Origin of the sequence: Dehalobacter sp. DCA (genome assembly GCF_000305775.1) — a bacterium.
GTDB lineage: Bacteria > Bacillota > Desulfitobacteriia > Desulfitobacteriales > Syntrophobotulaceae > Dehalobacter > Dehalobacter alkaniphilus.
In genome coordinates, this window is sequence record NC_018866.1 from 975,555 (window position 1) to 997,620 (window position 22,066).

A 22,066-nucleotide genomic window follows, 5' to 3' on the forward strand; every position below is an offset into this window, starting at 1 on the left:
TTCGTTGTTTTTTATAATCCAAATAAATCCTTTAATTTCAAAGCGAAACAGCAAATACGGGTGTTTAGACTCAGATCCGAATCATAAACACCCGTATTCGTGAATTGCCGATTGCAAATTTGTTCTACCTTTTAGTATGTAACCGTTTTACACTGGAACAATGTAAAACCTGCCAATTTACTTGCAGTTTTCTAAATTCTTCATGGCAATAGAACTCAAAAAACTTAAAGTAATTGTGAGGGTTACGGAAAGGCACGCAATTACTTCTTTGGACCAAATAAATAAATGGAAAAGTATTCTTCTCCATCTTTTTCAATCCTATACATTACTTTTTTCTGTTTCGAAGGCATTTTCACAATATTAAAATTATTGGTTATAAAATACCCGAAACCTAGTTCGTTCATTGGGAAGTATAATATCCCGTTATCATCTTTAATTGGTTTAAACGTATCATAAGAGATTTGCTGGATTTTTATGCCATCCGGAGCCTGTTCTGAAAAGATAAGCTGGCAGTGTTGATACATCTCAAAGTCATGATACAGTTCAGCAAATTGGTTTTCCATTTCAATCCCCCCTTTCCGGTTTTATTACTTCGCTATGAAGATTTCATTTCCTGCCCCAAAACTCAAAATTTGGCTAAAATCCTTGATTTTATACAGGTATATACAATTATATATAGGTACTGCTTGCAAGCATAATAAGCTTCTTTTTGGCAATCCCGCTCATCGGATACAGCCAAAACAAAACGACAAAACCAAGGAAATCCCCGGTCTAAATGTTAAAAACTTACTGAATTAAAATAAACTACCTGTGTATTTTATTCCTATATGCAGATACTACAGATAAATAAACAAAAAGGAGGGATATCTAATGGCTAAGTATAAACTGCCGGTTAACAAACAAAGCGTTGCCAGCGAGCTTAATGTTAACTTAGGTCCAGACACCTCCGCAAGACAAAACGGCTCTGTTGGAGGTAGCATGGTTAAGAAAACCTTTGAATACATTAACGGTAAAATCTAAATCATCCAGCCATGACAGCGAAAGCCCCGAAGGATCACTCCCTCGGGGCTTCGATGTTCTATATCTTTCACTGCCTGTTTATAGAAATTCTTGGCTGCACACGCCAGAACATTGATGATCTTGTAAAAAGACAAAAAATAAAAAGGCCCAAAAGCCTTTAAATTACTGGTGCCGAAGGCCGGGGTCGAACCGGCACATCCTCACAGATATCGGTTTTTGAGACCGACGCGTCTGCCAATTCCGCCACTTCGGCACGCCTTACTTTTGCTATTTTATAGTATCAGCGTCAAAAACGCAAGTACATTGCCACTTTTTTTACGGCTATTTTCATATTATTTTTTACTCCGATAAAGACAACTTGGATTATGAACGCATAATACCGGTCAGAATCTCGTTGGCTTCCTCAGCCTCCGACTCCGGCACGAGTATTTCGACGCTTACGTCGGTGGATTCCTGTGAACCAACTGCTTTTAGCTGGACTAAAATACCTTCGTCTGCAAATGCTTTTTGATATTTTTCAGCAACTGCTTTATTTGGCGCTATATAAATGACTGTCCACATATTCTATCCTCCAATAAGCGTTTAGACCATCTTATTATACTTTTGAATCATTGCTTTCTCCACATTCGGCGGAACTAATCCTGAAACATCTCCTTGCAGACTTGCCGCCGATTTGATCGAGCTGGAACTGATGAACGAATACTCGCTTTTTGTCATTAAAAAGACGGTCTCGATGTCGGGAGCCAGCTTTTTATTCATCAAAGCCAGCTGAAATTCGTATTCGAAATCAGTCATGGCCCGCAAGCCTCTGATCAGCGCAATAGCTTCGCATTCACGCGCAAAATCCACAGTCAGACCGCCAAAAGACATGACTTCAACATTTTCCATATCGCTGGTTTCGCATCTCAACAGCTTCTGTCTTTCTTCCAAGGAAAAAAGCGTCTGTTTGTTACTTTCGGAAGCTACCGCCACAATGACACGGTCAAAAAGATAAATGGCTCTATGCAGGATATCAAGGTGTCCATTGGTTACTGGATCGAATGTCCCCGGGTATATTGCAGTTCGCACAAAAAATCTCCTTCAGTCTAGAAAATATCTTAGTGTCATAAAATCTATTTATGGGATTCGCCTCAAAGTAGCAATATCCTGCCTCTTCCAACAAATTATTATTGCCATCTTACCTGATCTTTTCCCAAAAGCGCAATAAGCGCCCTGTCAAGCTCTTCAGATGGCCTGACAAAATAATTTGGACTTATCTCAAAGGTCTTCTTATTATCCTGGCAAAAGAAATAGACAGGATGCGTTCCGCGAAATGCCCCAAGGACCGCCAGGATCTTATCGGTCAGCTCCGTATCCTGATTGCTTGGAATCTTCAGAAACAATTTATCCGGTTTGACGCTGTATTCCTCGATCGGCAGAACTTTTTCAGCAAATATTTTCTTCTCATCTTCATTCACATAATAACGGCCGTGAACAACCACAATATGGTCGTTATCCATCCTGACAACTTCCGGAAACAATCTGGGAAATACCAAAACCTCAATCGTTCCGGTCAGATCCTCCAGTAAGAAGGTAGCCATCATTTCCCCTTTTTTCGTTATTGTTTGCCGATAAGCATTTATTATCCCACCCAGAATGACCTTTTTTTCTTCCGCACTTTCGAGACAGGCCGCGATTTCTGAACTCGTGATTTTCCTGAACAGGTCATTCACGGAATAAAGTGGATGGGCTGTGAGATAAATACCGATATACTCCCTCTCCATCTTCAGGATCTCGCTCTCGCTGAATTCCGGTATTTCGGGCATACTCAACCCTTCATCGAGGTCCTGATCGAGATCAAACAAAGACATCTGGCCGGATTCGCTGTCCTTTTGCCGGTTCTGGGCCAGCTCCAGGGCCTGATCCAGGACTTTCATAGCTTGAGCGCGGCTGCACAGTGACTGAAACGCGCCGGCCTTAATCAGACTTTCCAGGGTTCGTTTGTTTAGAACTTTAGCATCCATGCGTACAATAAAATCATAAAACGACGCAAACGGGCCGTTCGCTCTTTCGGCGATGATCCTGTCAACCACCTGTGTCCCGACATTGCGGATCGCCTCGAGCCCAAAACGTATCGCTCCGTGTTCTATGGTAAAATCCCGGTAACTGTACTGGACATCGGGTGGCAGAATCTCTATGCCGCTGCTCCTGGCTTCCTGAATGTAAAAAGTGACTTTATCTGATGCGCCGATTACGGAACTCAGCAGCGCTGCAGTGTATTCGAGCGGATAATTCGCCTTCAGATACGCTGTCTGATATGAGATCATCGCATAAGCCGTGGCATGCCCCTTGTTGAATCCGTACTCGGCAAATTTGGCCATCAGATCGAAAATCTCTTCAGCATCCTTTTCGCCTATACCCAGACGGAGCGCTCCCGGCACAATCCATTCACCGTCGCTGTCTTGCAGGCCGTAGATAAAGTTCTGCTTTTCTTCGGCCATGATCTTCTTGTCTTTTTTCCCCATGGCCCTGCGCAGAAGATCTGCTCGTCCAAGAGAGTATCCGCCAAGATTCTGAGCAATCTGCATGACCTGTTCCTGGTAGACGATAATCCCGTAGGTCGGTCTTAAAATCTCTTCTATTTTTGAATGCAGGACTTTGATCAGCCCGCCATGCTTCCGGCGCACGAACTCCGGAATCTGTTCCATCGGACCGGGCCGGTACAGCGCGTTTACCGCAATAATATCTTCAAAACAACTGGGCTTCAAATCTTTTAAGATGGCCCGCATGCCACCGCTTTCCAGCTGAAATACACCTGTACTGTTCCCATCGGAAAGCAGCTGATACGTTGCTTGGTCGTCGAGCGGTAAATGGTTCAGGTCAAGCCGGATATCGCGGGCCTGTTCAATATTCGCAAGCGCTTTGGTCAGGATCGTCAGGTTCCGCAGGCCCAGGAAATCCATCTTCAGCAGTCCGATCTCCTCAACCGTTTTCATCGGAAACTGCGTCATCAAGAGCCCGTCGGAGGTTTTCTGAAGCGGAAGGTAACTGGTCAATTCGTCCCTGGCAATCACGACGCCGGCAGCATGCGTGGAAGCATGTCTCGGCATTCCCTCCAGGGACTTGGAAATCTCATACAACTTTTTGATTTCCTCTTCTTCCCTAACCATTTTCTGCAGTTCAGGAGAAACGGCCAGCGCTCTTTCTAGCGTCATGCCCAATTCATACGGCACTGCTTTGGCGACTTTATCGACTTTGCTGAGCGGTATATTCAGGACTCTTCCGACATCCCTCAGCACGCCCTTGGCGCCCATGGTACCAAACGTAATGATCTGGCAAACTTTCTCTTCCCCATACTTTTCTGTTACATATTTAATAACTTTTTCCCGGCCTTCCGGGTCAAAGTCGATATCAATATCCGGCATGGATATCCTTTCCGGATTTAAAAAACGTTCAAAAAGAAGATCATGCCGCAGCGGCTCCACGGAGGTGATGCCGAGCAAGTACGCAACCATACTCGCAGCTGCCGAACCACGCCCCGGACCGACCGCAACATCATGCTCCCGGGCATACCGGCAGAAATCGGACACAATCAGAAAATACCCGGAAAAACCAGTCTGGGTAATAATCCCAAGCTCATATTCCAGCCGCTCACGCTGTTCCGGCGTTGCATCGGGGTAGAATACCGGGAACGCCTTCCAGCATAATTCCCGCAGGTACTCGTCCAGGGTGCAGCCTTCCGGAACCTCGTAGACCGGCAGATAATGCTGGCCAAACGAAAAGCTGACGTTGCAGCGCTCCGCAATCTCATTCGTCTGGCGTAAAACCTCGGGCGTCTCCCCAAAAAGCAAATTCATCTCCTGCTTGCTTTTCAGATAATACTCCCTGCCCTCAAAGCTCATCCTGGAGCTGTCAGCCAGCGTCTTTCCTGTCTGGATGCACAGCAGGATATCCTGAACCGACGCATCTTCTTTCCGAATATAATGGACATCGTTGGTCGCTAGCAGCGGAATCCGTGTCTCCCGGTGCAGGTCCCAGAGGCCGGCATTGACTTTTCTCTGATCGGTGATGCCATGATCCTGCAGCTCCAAATAAAAGTGTTCCGGACCAAAAATATCGAGATACTCCATCGCCGCCGCTCTGGCTCTGGCTGGATTGTCCTGCATCAGGTACTCCGGGATCTCTCCGCCCAGACAGGCGCTCAATGCAATTAAACCTTTACTGTGCTGCTGCAACAGTTCCTTGTCGGCCCTGGGTTTGTAATAAAAGCCGTCCACATTGGCCTGCGAGACAATTTTCACCAGGTTCTGATAGCCCTCGTTCGTTTCGGCAAGAAGGACCAGATGATAGTTCTTGTCATCTTTGCCTAGGACCCGTTCCGTTCTTTTTCCGGGAGCCATATAGATCTCACAGCCGATGATAGGCTTAATTCCCTGTTTGCCGCAGGCTTTATAAAAATCCAGCACGCCGTACATCACGCCGTGATCGGTGATCGCGAGCGCCGGCATTTCCAGCTCAGCAGCAGAATGCACAAGGTCATTGATTCTGGCCGCGCCGTCCAGAAGGCTGTATTCGGTATGAACATGAAGATGTGTGAACATAGCCTATCTTTTATCCCCCATCCGGGCTGTCATCATCCCTTTAGCCAGGACTCCGTTATCGTTAAAAACTTCAATTTCAATATTGCAGTTCTTTTTTGTTACTAGCAACAGCCTGGCCGAAATGCTGACGACTGTTCCGGCCGGAACCGGATGGAATTGATAAAAGCTGAAATTTTCCGTGATCGCATCCAAGCGGTATTTTTTTCGGAGCGCAATGTAACCCGCCGTATTCATCAGGGTTACCAGAACACCGCAGCTGGCTGAACCAAATTCATTAACCATAAACTGCGTGATTTCGCCCCGAATGGTCAGGTATTCAGACTCTTCCACATAACCAAAGCCGCTTAAAACCAGATTATCCACGGTCTCGCCGAACTGAGGCTGCTTTTGGATCTGCTGAAAAGCCTCGAGTACATCCTGCAAGCTTATGATTCCGATCAGCTTGCCGTTTTCAAGTACGGGCGCAATCTCCCAGCCCTCCCAGACCATTTTGCGGGAGATATGGGTAACCGGATCGTCTCTTCCGACGGTCAGTGGATTCCTGTTCATGACTTTGGTGATCTTGACCTCGACGCCTTCGCCGGCGACATCGACCGCGGTCACAGTACCGAGCAAGTTATGCTGGCTATCGATGACCGGGAAGCGGCTGTGTCCGGTCTTTTGCGAAAGCTTATACCAGTCTCCGATCGTAGCACTGTCTTCCAGAACCTTCGCATCCTTGACCATGATATCTTCAATGAGCAATAGTTCCTTGCCGATGAGCCTGTCAAAAAGCGCCCGGTTGATCATCGTCGTAACTACGAAGGTATCATACGGGGAAATGATAATCACCGAATTCAGGCTCTTGGCCAGCGCCACGACCTCTTCCGTAGGTCCCGGGCCTCCGGAAATAAGCAAAGGAACATTATTTTTCAAGGCAAGGAGCTGGGCATCTGTCCTGTTGCCAACGATACAAAGCGCGCCTTCTTCCAGATAACGCGCTAAATCTTTCAGTTCCATCGCCGCAATAATAAACTTATTCGGACATTCCGTCAGCCTGTTCTCTCCGCAGATAACAAGCCCTTCCACGATTTGGGCTACTTCCTGAAGCGTAAGATCTTCAATCTGTTTTTCTTTGACGCCTTCAATCCGCAGCGTCCCAACCTTCGGGATCGAACGGACAAACCCTTTGTTCTCCGCTTCTTTAATTGCACGGTAAGCAGTCCCTTCGCTGACATCAAGCTCTTTGGCAATAAACCGGACTGATACCTTGCTCCCTATGTCGAGATCCTCAATAAAATTAAGAATCTGCTGATGCTTTGTCTTTGTCAAATAAAAACGCCTCACCTGTTTTTTTCATTAATTATATCACATGGTGAGGCTTTGAACTAATTGTTGTTATATCGTAGTTTTTATTTATTGATCCGTTTTAATCTCTGAGACAACTTTCCGCCTATTTTCCCGGAAATTCTCGGAGACAGGGAATCCCAGCCCTCGTTTTGGACCTGCTTGATGATGCCAAGTTCCGAAGCAATCTCCATTTTCATTTCCTCAATGAAGTCTGGTTTCTTCTTCCTGTTATCCTTTTTTTTCGTATTGCCTGTGTTTTTCTTGGTGATGTTTTCTCTCATGCTTTAACGCTCCTGTTCAGAGTATGGAGACTGCGGCCAGTGAACCGTCCCGGTTAGGGCATTCGGGGGTTTTCAGCCCATGGTTGTTTTCCAGACGGCAGACGCCGTCCACAGCATAAATGCATTCTTTCGCGCAATCTTTGGTTCTCATTCTGTTTTCATCTCCTTACAGTCTATTTTTGCCCTGAAAAGCAAAAAATATCCTGTAAGGGTTACAGGATTTTCTTTAAAACACATCTATCTGTCTAATCTTATGATCAATATCGTTTTTATATCATAAATTTGCTTTGTCTTCCAGCTTTCTTGATATGATTTAGCACTGCATTAATGTCCTTTCGATTCTATAACTTCATATACTGTCCCGGCTCAAGAATCATTCCCTTGCTCTCCGGCGCTTTTCTGCTTAGCAGCGCGAGAAAGGCCTTGGCATCCTGCTGTTCTTCCTCAAATGTATTGTAATGCATCGGAACCACGACTTTGGCCTGGAGCATCTGAGCTGCTTCGGCCGCATCTTCCGGCCCCATCACAAAATTATCCCCGATCGGCAGCATAGCCAGATCGATTTCCGTCAGGCTGCCAATAAGCTTCATATCCCCGAACAAACCGGTATCCCCGGCATGGTAAAGCCGCTTGCCTTCGAGCTGAAGCAGAAAACCACAGGCCAAACCACCATACAGACAGGTTCCGTCAGCCTGCTCGATCCCGGAACCATGAACGGCCTGAGTCAGCTTTACAGTTCCAAACGGAAAGACGTGCTTACCCCCGATATGCATCGGATGAACCCTCACCCCAAAGGCCTCCGCATACCGGCATAATTCAAAATTGGAGATCAGAACTGCCCCGGTCAATCTGGCCAGTTCGACCGCATCTCCCAAATGATCGCTGTGACCATGCGTGACCAGAATTGCATCAAGCGCTTTAAAATCAGGCGGTTTGACCTTTGCTTTCGGATTCTTCCGTAAATATGGATCTATCATCAGCCGACCTGCGTCAGACTGGATTTCAAAACAGGCATGGCCGTGAAAGATAATATTCATACTTTATTCCTCATTTTGATCTTTTCTTCTTGATTCTGCTCTTCTGGATTCTGCGTTTCTGCCTGACTCTGCTCTTCCGTTTTTTGCTGCATTCCCGCGTCATCCTTCTCCACGTCCTTCTTATCTTCCATGTCTGCAGAAACCGGTCTTGTCACCGTGTACCAGTTATGCAGGCGAAACTTTCTGAACATAATCCGCAAAATAATGCCGAGGTCAATGACCACCAGAATCGCCGCGATGTACCAGTGTCCATAGGCGGAGAAAATTGCCGCCAGCCCGAAACAAAGGCTGATTCCATATAGAACAAACACTGCCTGGCGCTGGTTCAGGCCAGTATCAAGCAAACGGTGATGAAGGTGTCCCCTATCTGCCCGGACGATCGAATGTCCTTTCCACTTCCTCCGGATGATCGCAAACAGCATGTCCATCAAAGGCATGCCGAGCACCAGCAACGGGAAAACCAAACCGAGTACCGTAGCGGTTTTCAGCAAACCCCAAATGGAGACTGATCCGATCATATAGCCGAGAAACATGCTCCCGGAATCACCCATAATGATTTTAGCAGGATTAAAGTTATAGAACAAAAAGCCCAGCGTTACGCCGCTCAGGGCCAGCATCAGAAGATCGGCCCCCGGATAGGCTGAACGGATCGTTGCGGACCAGAATAATGTGATCGCCGCAATAAAGCAAATACCCGAAGCGAGGCCATCCATACCGTCGGATATATTCACAGCATTGACCAAACCGACAATCCATAGCACGGCAAAAATATTGCCGATCAAGCCAAGTTGGACAACACCATATAGAGGCAGCGTGATATGCGGGACTGCCATGCCGAAAAAAATCAGTATTACCGCGGCTAGGATCTGCCAGAGCAGTTTGATCAGAGGCCGCATTCCTTTTACATCATCATAGATGCCGACCGCAAAAATAATTGTGCTGCCGAGGAAAAGTCCCATCAGCATTTTATTCACGGCTACCGTCAGAAAAACAGCCAGCCAAAAAGCCAGATAAATAGCAGCGCCGCCGAGACGCGGAATCGGGGCCTTATGTATTCTCCGCTCGCCCGGATAATCCATAACCCCCCATTTTCTGGCCAGGATAATGGAGACCGGTGTTAAAATCAAAGCAAATAGAACTGCCAGCAAAAACGTTGATAAATAAGAAAGCATACTACCTCCGGATATCGTGAGTTAAATGGCACCGCGACATTAGGCCCGTCGAATGCTTTGTCGTCCTGACGCATTCGACACTAGGCACATCGTGTGCCGTCGTCCGTGGCCTTGTCGCTCTTCGCCATCCATGGCACCGCGACATTAGGCCATCCGTGGCCGTCACACCTGGCCTGGGAAACCCCATTGACGCAGGACCTCATACGCAATCACCGCGACTGAATTGGACAGATTTAAGGACCTCGCATCCTTTCTCATCGGCAGGCGGATCTGCCGGTCAGGATAGCGCTGTAGGATTTCCGGCGCCAGCCCCTTCGTTTCCCGTCCGAAAAGCAGATAGCAGCGGTCTGGAAACTCCACATCTGTATAGAACTTAGACGCTTTGGTCGTGGCCAAAAAAAACTGACCTTCAGCGTTCTGGGTTTCAAATTCGTTAAAATTTTCATAAACATGTACCTTTAAGAGATGCCAGTAATCGAGCCCTGCCCTTTTTAAATGCTTGTCGTCAATACTGAAGCCGAGAGGCTTCACTAAATGCAGGTCGGCCTGAACCGCTGCGCACAATCTGGCAATATTTCCTGTATTGGGAGGTATCTCGGGTTCAACCAGTACGATGTTTAACCTGTTGTCTGTCATCATCATTTTCTCCAAAAACTGCTCTTAAATCCAAGTAGTAAACACAACAGCTATATTATAACCCGAAAACAACGAAAAATGAACGTTTGAAATATTCACACTGCAAAAAATCTACCCATACCTTAAAAAAATCTGCAATATTATGTATACTTTTTTGTTATACTGGATGAATCAGGCTCATTCTGTTATATTATAAAGTTGGATCATAAATTAAATAAAGGGGTAAGAAATATGAAACAAAATTTAACACAAAAAATATTATCCGCCCATCTCATCTCCGGTGAACTTGGGGCCGGAGGAGAAATCGGCATCAAGATAGATCAGACTTTAACACAGGACGCCACAGGAACTATGGCTTATCTTCAGTTTGAAGCTGTTGGCATTCCAAGAGTCAAAACAGAATTATCTGTCAGCTACATCGATCACAACACACTGCAGACGGGTTTTGAAAATGCTGACGACCATGCTTTTCTCCAAAGCTGTGCTTCCCGCTTCGGGGTTTATTTTTCGCGTCCCGGCAACGGGATCTGCCACCAGGTCCATCTTGAGCGTTTCGGAAAACCTGGTAAAACCCTGTTAGGCTCGGATAGTCACACCCCTACCGGCGGTGGAATCGGCATGCTAGCCATGGGTGCCGGCGGCCTTGATGTTGCCGTAGCCATGGGCGGCGGAGAATTCTATCTGCCTGACCCCAAAGTCATCAAAGTCAATTTAACCGGGAAATTAGCTCCGTGGGTATCCGCCAAAGATGTCATACTGGAAATCCTGCGCCGCCTATCCGTAAAAGGCGGCGTCGGCAAGATCTTTGAATATGCCGGTTCCGGCGTATCCACCTTAAGTGTCCCTGAAAGAGCAACCATCACCAACATGGGTGCCGAACTCGGCGCAACCACATCTGTCTTCCCAAGCGATGAACAGACCCGGATCTTCCTGAAAGCTCAGGGCCGCGAAAACGACTGGATTCTGCTTGAAGCCGACGCCGATGCGGTATATGATGAGGAAATCTGCATCGACCTTTCTGCCTTGGAACCGCTTGCAGCTCAGCCGCACATGCCTGACAACGTCGCTGCCGTAAGTACGTTAACGAATATCAAAGTCAATCAGGTAGCGATCGGCAGCTGTACGAATTCTTCCTACCGCGACCTGATGACCGCCGCTGCCATCTTAAAAGGTAAAGTGGTCGATCCGAGCGTCAGCCTGGTGATCGCCCCGGGCTCCCGTCAGGTCCTGACCATGCTGGCCAATAACGGCGCGCTGACCGATCTGCTCGATTCCGGAGCCAGAATTCTGGAATCGGCCTGCGGACCCTGTATTGGCATGGGCCAGTCCCCTTCCTCAGGTGCCGTCTCTTTAAGAACCTTTAACCGCAACTTTGAAGGGCGTAGCGGAACTGCGGACGCGGGTGTATATCTGGTCAGCCCGGAGGTCGCTGCTGCGAGTGCGCTGACAGGTTACTTTACCGATCCCCGCACGTTGGGTCCTGCTGCTGAAATCCCAATGCCGGAAAATTTCCGGGTCGACGATTCGCTGATTATTCCGCCCGGTTCTCCGGATACTGCCATCGTGCGCGGCCCAAATATCAAAGCACTGCCGATTGCTCCGAAGCTTAAGCCGGATCTGGAGCTTCCTGTCGTAATCAAGCTGAATGACAATATTACCACAGACGATATCATGCCTGCAGGCGCCAAAATCCTGCCGCTCAGATCCAATATTCCTGCCCTTTCCGAATATGTTTACAGCAAGATTGATGCCGGATTCTCAGCCAGAGCCAGACAGCTCGGTCAAAGCATCATTGTGGCTGGTCAGAACTATGGTCAGGGCTCCAGCCGTGAACATGCCGCACTGGTTCCGATGTACCTCGGTGTCAGAGTTGTCCTAGCCAAGAGCTTTGCCCGGATTCATAAAGCCAACCTGATTAATTTTGGTATTCTTCCGCTTGCTTTTGTCAATGAGAGTGACTATGACCTGATTAAGGACGACAGCAAGCTTATCTTTACAAATCTGACTGAAGCCCTATCAAACTCCGAAGAATTTGATATATTGTTAAGCGAAAAAAATGCTTCCATCAGGGTCAGCCATAACCTGACTGAACGCCAGATTGGTATCATCCTGGCCGGAGGCTTGCTGAACTATACCAAAGAAGCCGGTAAATAAATTTTTTATCCAAGAAAAACTGTCCCGCTTGTGGAGCTCTGAATCCTAGCATGGCCAAAAGATGCTGCTCAGGAAGAGAAAGCAGAGAGAAAATTAGCCATGACACTGTAAAGTAATCTTATTGCATGCGATAGAAAGCCCGAAGGCCAAGGAATCATAACTCCTTGAACTTCGGGTTTTTATCTGGATCCAATACTCTTCTTGATACTCTTCTTGTTTGAATACTAATCTTGTTCAAATAAAAGATATAATTCTAATGGGGCATCTCGTCTTTTTCAGCTGATAGAAAAAGTCTGGTCCTCTTCCTGCCTGTCCGGTTTGGGATCGAAAAGATCGCTGACGGCTTTCGCAAATGTAAGATAAAGCTTCTTAAAATCATCATCCACCGGAGGATGCATAAAGCTTTGCACGAGATTACGGTAATACCATTCCTGCTTCTCCCTGCCCCGGTTAAACCGCGTCCAAAGCTTCTCGCCTTCTTTTTGATAGTCTTCCAGCATCGTCAGAACATTATGCAGCTTGTCGGCGCAGGCTACGGCCTTGATCACCGGTATCGCCGTTTTCAGGTATTCAATGGTATGTTCTTTGCGTTCTTCCCACGGTAACGATTTGTCCGGTTCCGAACATCCTTCTACGATCAGGGCAACCTTGTTGCCAAATTTATTGCGGAGATATTCCAGATTAATGATGGTATCCTCAACGGTATCATGCAGGATACCAGCAACAACAATGTCTTCCGCACATCCTTCTTTCTGCAGGATCATTCCAACTGCATACGGGTGTGTAATATAGGGCGTATTGGTCCCTTTCCTGAACTGATTCTTATGGGCATTTGCTGCGATGTCTATTGCGGCGAATACTTTGTTCATTCTTCCTCCTAAAGGTTAACCCCAAAATAATCAACTATCAATTTAACGCTTTTTTGAAATCCTGTCCAGTCAAGAATGTAGGATTTCCTGTTTTTTAACCATTATCCCGACAACGATTAGACAACGATCAGACAACTACTCAAACACATCACGGGCCAGTATATCAATTTCCGCTTTCAGTCTGGCTGTTTGATTTTGATCAAGCTGCCATTTACCATCATTAAATACGACGATATCGCCTTCCTTAATCCCCGCAGGAAGATCAGTGAGGTTAATATTCTTTCTGTTGTTGCCGTCAAACTCCACCACGGCGACGCTGCCTTCGAAACGATCAATAACACCGTTCATTTTGATGCCACCTTTTTGGGATAATCAAACCCATCAGTCCCATTATTTTGATGTAATCTCCAGCGTATGAAATGTCACTTCTGATCCGTCGGATACCGCAACACTCGTCCCATCCAGGTCAGTCCTGAATACCTTGACTCCCCTATCCCTTAGCTTATCCAGTGTTGCCTGTGCAGGATGATCATAATCATTTTCTTTCCCGACACAAATCATTGCATATTCGGGGTCTACCAAATCCAGAAAGGGCTCGGATGTTGCGTCGCCGCTGCCATGATGCCCAACTTTTAGGACTGTCGACTTCAGAGCATACATGCTCACATTCCGCAGCATTTCTGACTCTGACACTTTTCCGGCATCACCGGTGAATAAAAAAGACGTGCTGCCGAATGCTATCCTGATCACAGCGCTGTAATTGTTCAGATCTTCATAATCTGAACCGTTCGGAGCGAGTACAACGGCAGTCACACCGTCCCCTAAGTCCAGCTTAACACCTGTTTTCGCCGATGTTATTTTGAGGCCTTTATTTTTCACCGCGCTAAGTACATCCTTGAACGTTTCAGTCGTATGTGTTTTGCCCGGCATGATGACTTGCCCGACTTTAAAGGTGTCGATTACGGCATCAAGACCCCCGATATGGTCCTCATGAGGATGGGTGCCAATGACAATATCCAGTTTACTTATTTTTTGTTTTTCTATGTACGAGGTAACCGCTTCTGCATCTTCATTATTCCCTGCATCGATCAGCATGGTTTTCCCCGAAGGGGCTTTGATTAGAATGCAATCCGCCTGCCCGACATCAATGAAATGGACTTGAAGGGTGCCGGTATTGGAGGCATTCGGATTTGACGGCAGCGTACCTTTTTGATCTTCGACCACAGTCGCTGTCTGCTGCGACTGATCCGTAAAAGCCGGTGAGCTGCCGTTCAGTGAGCTGTAACCAAGTAAAACTAGCACGGTTAGACAAAGAATGGTTAGAAGTAATCTTTTTTGCTTTTTCATTGAACTTCCTTTTCATATAATGATGATCGTTTCACATTTCTTTTTCATATTTTGATCTGTAATAGATACCTGAGAATACTACAAATAAATATGAAATAACCAATATGATAATCGCCATCAAATCAATCTGCATTAAACCAAATGCCAGGATTATCGCGCCATATACATAGATCATTTTATCATAAGCCTTAGCTTTGGCCTTATTGGTAATTGTTAGATTTCTTTCATCATTTTGCTCAATTTCTATTTTCCTAACCTCATCCGGATAATTTTTCAGCGCCATACTGCTAATGATTTTTCCTAAATGGTGACCAAATAGTCCGCATCCAATACCAACACAGACGTATGGCAAGACTTGCATACTCCTTTGTGGTTCATGAATGGCCTTTATCAAAACGAACCCTATTATGATTAATAGTACTCCTAAAATGGAAAAGCCAATTGCTTTAATATTCTTTGTCATATTTATTCTTCCCCCTCATAAATAAATATTTCTTCAACATTCATCCCAAAGAAGCGTGCAATTTTGAATGCTAAGATGATGGATGGATTATACCGTCCATTTTCAAGTGAACCTATGGTTTGTCTAGATACTTCCAAAGCCGCGGCGAGCTCTTCCTGCTTTATTCCCCGCTGCCTGCGTATTTCTTCTAATCTGTTTTTCATAGAGTCACTCCTAACGTTTATGGAAAGTCCGCTTTCCATATATATAACATATTCCAGATAGGATGTAAAGTCAACTTTCCATAAAAATAAATATCTTACAAAAAAAGAGGTAAAAAAAATCAGAAAATCCAAGAAATTTATCCAAATCCGCAAAGTTTAATGAATTGCAGAGGTTGCATATGTGGAATATTCTGAGGAAAAGTCTGAGGAAAATCATAAGATGAGGTTGTTATCTGCTATCTTCTTATGCTATTATGATTTAATAATATCAATTCAGAAGCGCAGAAAGGAGTTTTAGAGAATGTTGTCCGAAGATGATCGGCGCCTCCTTCATATCCTATCCCAGGACTGCCGTCTGACTGCGGAAGACTTAGCCGTTCAGACTGGCCTGACAGCGGATTATATTAAAAAGAAGATCAAGCAGTGGGAAGATGATAAGGTCATCGCTAAATACGGTGTACTGATCAATTACGACCAGCTGGAAGAAGACAGGGTTACTGCATTAATCGATGTCAAAGTCCTGCCCCAGCGCGGCAATGGCTACGATAAAATTGCCCAGCGGTTCCAAAAATTCAATGAGATCAAATCAGTCTATCTGATGTCGGGAGATTTTGACCTGTGTTTAATCATTGAAGGCCATAATATGCATGAAATCGCCCAGTTTGTTTCCGATAAACTATCCCCGCTGGATGTGATTCAGTCAACTTCGACTCGCTTTATTCTGCGCAGGTATAAGCAGGATGGCATAGAATTTCACGGAGAGGAAGAGAGACCGCAGCGTCTCATGATAACGCCATGAAGCAATACTTATCACCACTGGCTTTAAATCTGAAGCCGTCAGGAATACGAAAGTTTTTTGACCTGGCCGCCACTGTGGAAGACGTAATCTCCCTCGGTGTCGGAGAGCCTGATTTTGCGACTCCCTGGGTCATGACAGAAGCCGCTATCTTTTCTCTGGAACAGGGTCAGACCATGTATACCAGCAACGCGGGTCTGATCGAACTTCGCAGAGAATTATCCAAATATATGGCCAAACATCAAGGCTTAAATTATAATCCCGACGAGGAAATCCTGATCACCGTCGGTGCCAGCGAAGCGATCGACCTGGCGATGCGCGCTTTGATCGTGCCGGGCGACGGTGTACTGATTCCGGATCCTTCCTTTGTGGCCTACGCCGCCTGTGCGGAAATCAGCGGCGCAGAGGTTCATTATGTTACAACAAGTGCAGAACACGATTTTCGTCTGCAGGTTGAAGACCTTCAGATGGCTTATACGCCAAACTGCAAGATTTTGGTTCTGTCTTATCCAAATAACCCCACCGGCGCAGTCATGACCAGAGAGGATTTGCTGCCGATTGCCCGGTTTGCATCCGAAAACGACCTCATCGTCATTTCCGACGAAATTTATTCAGATCTAAACTACGGCGGAGAGCATACGCCGTTTGCATCGTTGCCTTATATGTGGAACCGCACGCTTCATGTCAGCGGTTTCTCGAAGGCCTATGCGATGACAGGCTGGCGGATCGGCTATGTTGCCGGCCATCCTGACCTGATCCAGGCCATGCTGAAAATCCATCAGTACACGATTATGTGCGCCCCGATTATGGCGCAGGTTGCTGCACTGGAAGGACTGAAATCTGGAGAAACGGCCAAACAGGAAATGGTGATGGAATATGACCGCCGCCGCCGGATTATGGTCCACGGTCTCAGAGAAATGGGCCTTACCTGCTTTGAACCCTTAGGCGCTTTCTATGTCTTCCCCGACATCACAGCTACCGGATTAAACTCCGAAGAATTTGCTGAACAGCTGTTGAAGGAAGAAAAAGTCGCCGTTGTTCCGGGTACGGCTTTCGGTCCGGCCGGCGAAGGACATGTCCGCTGTTCCTACGCCTACTCAACGCAGCAGCTGCAGGAAGCCTTAACAAGAATGGCCCGATTTGTTAAGAAAAGGATAAACTAAACTAGAGTATTTGATTCGCTGATCGAAGAAACCTTACACGTGTAAGGTTTCCTTTCATTTGAAAACTATTTGATAGTGAAGATTCCCGACCTAAAGAAGACATGAACGTCATCTCAAATTCGCAACCGGTTGCGAATTTGAGACCTTACACGTGTAAGGTTTCTTAGAATCCGGGAATTATCTCACAACGAAGAATAACACCAGAAAACTTGACGACACCCTTACTTCGTCTTTCTGAAATAAGCATATGTCATCGGCTCACCGCTGCCACGGACTTCGGCTGCTGTGACTCTGCCCAAAAACAGGGTGTGCGTGCCGGTATCCATCGAATTCACAACTTCTGCATCCATGGTGGTCAGCACTTCGTTGGGGAGCATAATGCCGGACGGCCCGCGGTGCGCTTTGATTCCTTCGAATTTATCGGCATCCCTGCCGGACCTGTAGCCGAATCTTCTAACGAGATCATGTCCATTCTGATCCAGGACGGATATGCCGAATTTGCCGCTTTGCATGATCAGTTCATGCGTGTAGTTTTTCTTATTAATACCAATCGCAATCTGCACGGGATCGGAAGTAATCTGGAAACAAGTATTGGCTGCCTGCCCGTTGTCTTTGCCATTGTAGGCCGCCGTAATAATAAACAAACCGTAGGAAATGGACTGCACCGCTTTAACAATCTTCTCCTCGGGGCTTAATCCGGTCTGAGCTGGACTCGTCAGGGCAGCTTCGTCATTCTTGACGGAATCGTTCTTGCTGTTTTCGTTCTGCTTCGTTTCCTCCTCCACCCTGACAAAGTTGCTGGAATCAACACCGCAGACCGGACAGGCTTCCGGAGGATTATCTCCTTCATGTATGTAGCCACAAACAACACAGCGCCATTTCATATCTCCACACTCCTTTTTATAACAATAATTTATTTATAATCATTGTAACTTACTTTTACAGATTTTTAAACTCCCAATATACTTTTTTTAGAAAAGCATGATTTAATTCCTGCTTCATTTCTTTCATGGCTTTTTCGCGGACAAGATCCTTAAAGGTTCCGAGACTCGAGCCGCTTAATCCCTGCTGTATCGCATACTGCCGGAATAGTTTCCAGTCAAGCTGCATCAGGTTTTCTTTCTGCCACAAAGCCACCGCGATCAATTCGGCAAAAATTCTTTCAAAAATATTGTTCTGAGTAGTGGTATGAAGTTTTCCGGCCTGATAATCTGCTTTCCATAAAATCAAGAAATCATGGATGTTCTTTAATTCAAAGTTTCTGCCGTCCCAACAGACTTTCCAAACGAGCTCCGCCGCTCTGTTCTTGAAAGACCGCTTGGCAAATTCTCCTCTGAACTCCGGCATGAATACGAGTGTTGCCTGCATATGATTCTCAACAAGTTTTATAAGCCTTTGTTCCTGTTTTTTGCCGATCCCGTCAAAAACCATCGAAAACGTATAGCGTTTGAGGACATCGGCCAGAAGCCTGGCGCTTGCCGCTTCATGCATCAGGAAATGTCGTTTTCCGTTTTCGACGTACATAAGACCAAAATTGGTCGGTTCACCGTCTATTACCTTTTTAAACTGCACAATTTCCGGGTATTGGTCCAGTCTTGCCCCAAGGATCCGGATCTTTTTTCCAATTAAAGACTTCAGCTTATATTCCAGTTCCCGGGGTCCTCTTGTCCCGACGATTTTAAATCCCTCAAGCAAGTAGTTCTGGTCGGCAAACTTTAGCGTCCCGGATACATGGCATTCCCGGCTAGCTACTTCCCACTTGCCGGAATCATGAAACAGGCCTGCCAGACGCAGATAAAGATCTTCAGGGGTATTCCGAAATACGGCCATGGTATGTTCCCAGACATCCAGGGAATGGTACTGATTCTGTTCAAGGCCTTTCAGCCTGGCCAACTCAGGTAAATACATATTCCAATAACCGATCCTGTCCAACATCCGCACAGCCTTTTCAGCCTCGGCCAAAACAAGAATCCCGGCAAGTTCCGCCGTAATTCTTTCCCGGGATGTGCTGCTCAGAAAAGAAAGATGGTCCGTTGCCTGCTCCCAGGTATCGGGATCGATTTCCAACGAGAACTTCACCGCGAATTTAACCATCCGTAAAATACGGACAGGATCTTCCCGGAACCGTTCATCAGGCTTACCGCAGGCTTTAAGAATTTTGGCTTCCAGATCCTTTCTGCCTTCCATCGGGTCATAAAATTCCCCCGACACCGGATCCTGATAAATCGCATTAATGGTGAAGTCCCGACGCTGGGCATCTTTCTCTAGTTCTTCGGCCTGCACGACATCCACTTTGGAACCTTCCGTAAAAATGCTGGCTGTCGAGAACCGCCTGCCAATGATCTGAACGGAGAAGCCTTGCTCGCGGAGGATATCTTGGACCTTTTCAGGGCTGAGCCCACACACCAAATCCATGTCCGGAGACTCCAGTCCCAGAACCTGGTTACGTACCGCTCCTCCTACGATCCAGATGCGGGTATGGCGGGACAATTGTTCGATAACACTTTTCTGGAAGTCATTCATAGGACTCCTCCGGCTCTCTTTTTATGCCTGTTTCTCACGTTTCAATATTCTGAGTTCCTACTTAGTTAAGCGTTCTATATTCAAGTATGTGTTTTTTTAATACCCTGCCATATAGTCTATAATATTGATCATTTGACCGGGGTCAGGATATTTGACCAGATTTGTCTGGAACACTTCCCACATGCGTTCAGAGGTTTGAATGGTCCTGCCGCCGATATGCGGCGTAAGGAAGACATTATCCAGTTCCCAGAACGGGCTGTCTTCCGGCAGCGGCTCTTTCCTGAATACATCAAGCGCCGCCGCGGCTATCTTCTTACTTTTAAGTGCTTCGATCAGGGCATCCTCGTCAACGACCTGTCCTCTTGCCACATTGACAAATCGTGCTCCGTCCTTCATCTGATGGATAAAGTCTGCATTGACAAAATCTTTCGTTTCTGATGTCAGCGGCAGGACGATTACGACTACATCACTGACCGACAGAATCCCGGGCATTTCCTCCGGGGTCACAATCCTCGCAAAAGCCTGGTCTTGACCGCCATGGAGTGACACGCCATATACTGTCATCCCAAAAGCCCCGCACCGTTTGGCAATCTCTTTGCCAATGGTGCCTGCCCCAACGATGCAGACCGATTTGCCGTACATTTCGGAAATCTTCGGGTTTACGCTGAATATCTTCTGTTCCTGCTGTGACACAAATGTATTGCCCTGTCTTAAGAGCATCAGGATACTCCAGATGACGTGCTCGGCCATCTGGATCTTATGGGCGCCTTTGACATTCGCAAGCATGACGCCTCTCGAAACAAGCCGGTCCAGAGGCAGCATATCGACCCCTGCGCTTAAGGTTTGAATCCATTTGAGACTCGGATACAGATCAATTGTATCCTTTTTAATATCCCAGCCATACGTAAGCAGTACATCCGCTTCCGGGTCTGCCTCCGTAAAGTCTCTCACCTGAACGATCTGAGCACCCGGTCGAATCGCCAATAGTTTTTTCAAAAGATCATCCGATATTTTTATACTGCTCAGGATCTTCATTGTATTTTTCTCCTCTTGTTTGACAAATATATTTATTTGGGTCTGGTCTGTGCGCCACAATTCCGCTTTCGGCAGATTATGCCCTCCATGGCATAAACTGCCGCGCTTCGCATCCATGCTCCGCTTGACGCCGGAACTTGTGGCACCCAGACCCAATATGGGGTAATCAGGATTGTATGAAATTATTTGAGTAGAGAATTTAAGAATGTTGTACTAGATACGTTATCTGAGGTTTTCAGGATTCAGGACCTGCAGCCCCGGCGGCATAAACCTGCCATCTTTCCTGATCAGTTCCCCGTCAAAATAGACCTCTCCTCCGCCGTATTCCGGTCTCTGGATACATACCAGATCCCAATGGACTGCGGACTGGTTGCCATTGTCGCATTCGTCATAGGCCGAGCCTGGGGTGAAATGAAAACTTCCGTCGATCTTCTCATCAAACAATGTATCTTTCATCGGCTTCTGAATGTAAGGGTTAAAGCCGAATGAAAACTCACCGATATACCTCGCGCCTTCATCGGTATCGAGAATCTTATTAATTCTTTCGGTATCGTTGGCTGAAGCCTTGATGATTTTGCCGTCTTTGAATTCCAGTACGATTGATTCATACGTAAATCCCTGATAAACAGCCGGGGTGTTATAGGCGATGACACCGTTGACCGAATCTCTGACCGGCGCTGTGAAAAGCTCCCCGTCGGGGATATTCATCTTACCGTCGCATTTGATCGCTGGCAGCCCCTTGATTGAAAACGAAAGATCCGTTCCGGGACCTGTAATCCTTACAATGTCTGTCTTTTCCATCCGTTCTTTCAGTGGATCCATCGCTCTGGACATTTTGGAATAATCCAGATTGCAGACTTTAAAGTAAAAATCTTCAAAAGCTTCCGTACTCATTTCAGCAAGCTGCGCCATTGACGGATTCGGATAGCGGAGTACACACCAGCGGGTATGCTTGACTCTTTGCTCTGAATGGAGTGGTTTCGAGTAATGGCTCATGTAGATTTGCATTTTATCCGCTGGAACATCGGCCAGCTCGTTAATATTTTCTCCAGAGCGTATTCCGATATAAGCCTGCATGTCCTTCATTCTGGCGACTTCCCACTTTGCCTGGCTTTGAGCCTGATCGACTGAAAGTCCTTTTAATATTTCACGTTGCAGGGTATGATGAGTAATATTAAGAAAAGGCTGCGCGCCAGCTTCATAAGCCTCTCTGACCAGCGCCCGGGCCAAAGGAATTTCCAGCCCTGACAGCTCAATCAGGATATGTTCGTCTTCCTTTAACTCAATGGAATAATGGATTAAATTTTTCGCCAATATGTCTATTCTTTGATCATTCATGCTGTAGTTAACCTCTTTTCTGCTTGTTCGTTTTGCCTTCGGGGATAATTCTTGGAAATCCTGCTTGTTTTATAGAACTGACTTATATTGGTTAATTTTTACTGTCATTATTATAATATA

At 46.4% G+C, this 22,066-nt stretch carries 23 protein-coding genes and 1 tRNA gene; 4 read left to right on the forward strand and 20 right to left on the reverse strand.

Features of this window, described 5'->3' with window-relative positions; all coding sequences use genetic code 11:
* Window positions 1-260: 260 nt before the first annotated feature.
* Window positions 261-563 (reverse strand): hypothetical protein, encoded by a 303-nt coding sequence (locus DHBDCA_RS04545; RefSeq protein WP_015042992.1) that lies wholly within the window; start codon window positions 561-563, stop codon window positions 261-263.
* Window positions 564-870: 307 nt separating this feature from the next.
* On the opposite strand from DHBDCA_RS04545, the gene DHBDCA_RS04550 reads away from it, so the two are divergent.
* Window positions 871-1,020, forward strand: a complete 150-nt coding sequence (locus tag DHBDCA_RS04550; RefSeq protein ID WP_015045136.1) for a small, acid-soluble spore protein, alpha/beta type — start codon at window positions 871-873, stop codon at window positions 1,018-1,020.
* A 166-nt stretch (window positions 1,021-1,186) separates the two neighbouring features.
* Here DHBDCA_RS04550 and DHBDCA_RS04555 read toward each other — a convergent pair.
* From DHBDCA_RS04555 to DHBDCA_RS04595, 10 genes are all read right to left on the reverse strand, one after another.
* A tRNA-Leu gene (locus tag DHBDCA_RS04555) sits at window positions 1,187-1,273 on the reverse strand.
* A gap of 110 nt (window positions 1,274-1,383) precedes the next feature.
* Window positions 1,384-1,581, reverse strand: a complete 198-nt coding sequence (locus DHBDCA_RS04560; RefSeq protein WP_015042994.1) for a DUF2007 domain-containing protein — start codon at window positions 1,579-1,581, stop codon at window positions 1,384-1,386.
* A 21-nt stretch (window positions 1,582-1,602) separates the two neighbouring features.
* Window positions 1,603-2,088 carry a pantetheine-phosphate adenylyltransferase gene (gene coaD / locus DHBDCA_RS04565; RefSeq protein WP_015042995.1) on the reverse strand — a complete coding sequence of 162 codons (486 nt, stop codon included), beginning with the start codon at window positions 2,086-2,088 and terminating at the stop codon, window positions 1,603-1,605.
* Between the two features lie 98 nt (window positions 2,089-2,186).
* Entirely contained in the window at window positions 2,187-5,600 is a 3,414-nt protein-coding gene (locus DHBDCA_RS04570; protein WP_015042996.1) for a DNA polymerase III subunit alpha, read from the reverse strand.
* Between the two features lie 3 nt (window positions 5,601-5,603).
* Window positions 5,604-6,911 carry a DRTGG domain-containing protein gene (locus DHBDCA_RS04575; RefSeq protein ID WP_015042997.1) on the reverse strand — a complete coding sequence of 436 codons (1,308 nt, stop codon included), beginning with the start codon at window positions 6,909-6,911 and terminating at the stop codon, window positions 5,604-5,606.
* An 80-nt stretch (window positions 6,912-6,991) separates the two neighbouring features.
* Window positions 6,992-7,210, reverse strand: coding sequence for a small, acid-soluble spore protein, alpha/beta type (locus DHBDCA_RS04580; protein ID WP_015042998.1), 219 nt, complete (start codon window positions 7,208-7,210; stop codon window positions 6,992-6,994).
* Window positions 7,211-7,226: 16 nt separating this feature from the next.
* Window positions 7,227-7,361, reverse strand: coding sequence for a hypothetical protein (locus DHBDCA_RS15545; protein ID WP_015042999.1), 135 nt, complete (start codon window positions 7,359-7,361; stop codon window positions 7,227-7,229).
* Window positions 7,362-7,551: 190 nt separating this feature from the next.
* Window positions 7,552-8,247 (reverse strand): metal-dependent hydrolase, encoded by a 696-nt coding sequence (locus DHBDCA_RS04585; RefSeq protein ID WP_015043000.1) that lies wholly within the window; start codon window positions 8,245-8,247, stop codon window positions 7,552-7,554.
* Window positions 8,244-9,419 carry a glycosyltransferase family 4 protein gene (locus tag DHBDCA_RS04590; RefSeq protein WP_015043001.1) on the reverse strand — a complete coding sequence of 392 codons (1,176 nt, stop codon included), beginning with the start codon at window positions 9,417-9,419 and terminating at the stop codon, window positions 8,244-8,246. Before DHBDCA_RS04590 ends, DHBDCA_RS04585 begins: the two co-directional genes overlap by 4 nt.
* Before the next feature lie 162 nt (window positions 9,420-9,581).
* On the reverse strand, window positions 9,582-10,058 hold the full coding sequence (locus DHBDCA_RS04595) for a tRNA (cytidine(34)-2'-O)-methyltransferase (RefSeq protein ID WP_015043002.1): 477 nt from the start codon (window positions 10,056-10,058) through the stop codon (window positions 9,582-9,584).
* 228 nt (window positions 10,059-10,286) lie between these two features.
* Between DHBDCA_RS04595 and DHBDCA_RS04600 the strand changes: the two genes are divergently transcribed.
* The gene (locus tag DHBDCA_RS04600) at window positions 10,287-12,209 is read left to right on the forward strand and encodes an aconitate hydratase (RefSeq protein WP_015043003.1); all 1,923 of its coding nucleotides are present in this window, start codon (window positions 10,287-10,289) and stop codon (window positions 12,207-12,209) included.
* A 275-nt stretch (window positions 12,210-12,484) separates the two neighbouring features.
* Here DHBDCA_RS04600 and DHBDCA_RS04605 read toward each other — a convergent pair whose 3' ends face one another.
* The 5 genes from DHBDCA_RS04605 to DHBDCA_RS04625 form a co-directional block, all read right to left on the reverse strand.
* A complete protein-coding gene (locus DHBDCA_RS04605) occupies window positions 12,485-13,078 on the reverse strand; it encodes an HD domain-containing protein (RefSeq protein WP_015043004.1) in 594 nt (197 codons plus the stop codon).
* Between the two features lie 135 nt (window positions 13,079-13,213).
* Window positions 13,214-13,426, reverse strand: a complete 213-nt coding sequence (locus DHBDCA_RS04610; RefSeq protein ID WP_015043005.1) for a DUF3006 domain-containing protein — start codon at window positions 13,424-13,426, stop codon at window positions 13,214-13,216.
* Between the two features lie 42 nt (window positions 13,427-13,468).
* Entirely contained in the window at window positions 13,469-14,425 is a 957-nt protein-coding gene (locus DHBDCA_RS04615; protein WP_015043006.1) for a ComEC/Rec2 family competence protein, read from the reverse strand.
* 31 nt (window positions 14,426-14,456) lie between these two features.
* Entirely contained in the window at window positions 14,457-14,888 is a 432-nt protein-coding gene (locus DHBDCA_RS04620; protein WP_041225765.1) for a hypothetical protein, read from the reverse strand.
* A gap of 2 nt (window positions 14,889-14,890) precedes the next feature.
* Entirely contained in the window at window positions 14,891-15,091 is a 201-nt protein-coding gene (locus DHBDCA_RS04625) for a helix-turn-helix transcriptional regulator (RefSeq protein WP_015043008.1), read from the reverse strand.
* A gap of 301 nt (window positions 15,092-15,392) precedes the next feature.
* On the opposite strand from DHBDCA_RS04625, the gene DHBDCA_RS04630 reads away from it, so the two are divergent.
* Entirely contained in the window at window positions 15,393-15,890 is a 498-nt protein-coding gene (locus DHBDCA_RS04630) for an Lrp/AsnC family transcriptional regulator (RefSeq protein ID WP_015043009.1), read from the forward strand.
* Window positions 15,887-17,050 carry an aminotransferase class I/II-fold pyridoxal phosphate-dependent enzyme gene (locus tag DHBDCA_RS04635; protein ID WP_015043010.1) on the forward strand — a complete coding sequence of 388 codons (1,164 nt, stop codon included), beginning with the start codon at window positions 15,887-15,889 and terminating at the stop codon, window positions 17,048-17,050. Before DHBDCA_RS04630 ends, DHBDCA_RS04635 begins: the two co-directional genes overlap by 4 nt.
* A 221-nt stretch (window positions 17,051-17,271) precedes the next feature.
* Here DHBDCA_RS04635 and DHBDCA_RS04640 read toward each other — a convergent pair whose 3' ends face one another.
* The 4 genes from DHBDCA_RS04640 to DHBDCA_RS04655 form a co-directional block, all read right to left on the reverse strand.
* Window positions 17,272-17,934 (reverse strand): flavin reductase, encoded by a 663-nt coding sequence (locus DHBDCA_RS04640; RefSeq protein WP_015043011.1) that lies wholly within the window; start codon window positions 17,932-17,934, stop codon window positions 17,272-17,274.
* A gap of 55 nt (window positions 17,935-17,989) precedes the next feature.
* Window positions 17,990-19,573, reverse strand: a complete 1,584-nt coding sequence (locus DHBDCA_RS04645) for a CCA tRNA nucleotidyltransferase (protein WP_015043012.1) — start codon at window positions 19,571-19,573, stop codon at window positions 17,990-17,992.
* A gap of 96 nt (window positions 19,574-19,669) precedes the next feature.
* Window positions 19,670-20,608, reverse strand: coding sequence for a D-2-hydroxyacid dehydrogenase (locus DHBDCA_RS04650; protein WP_242824966.1), 939 nt, complete (start codon window positions 20,606-20,608; stop codon window positions 19,670-19,672).
* A 222-nt stretch (window positions 20,609-20,830) separates the two neighbouring features.
* The gene (locus tag DHBDCA_RS04655) at window positions 20,831-21,946 is read right to left on the reverse strand and encodes an aminopeptidase (protein WP_015043014.1); all 1,116 of its coding nucleotides are present in this window, start codon (window positions 21,944-21,946) and stop codon (window positions 20,831-20,833) included.
* Window positions 21,947-22,066 lie beyond the last annotated feature (120 nt).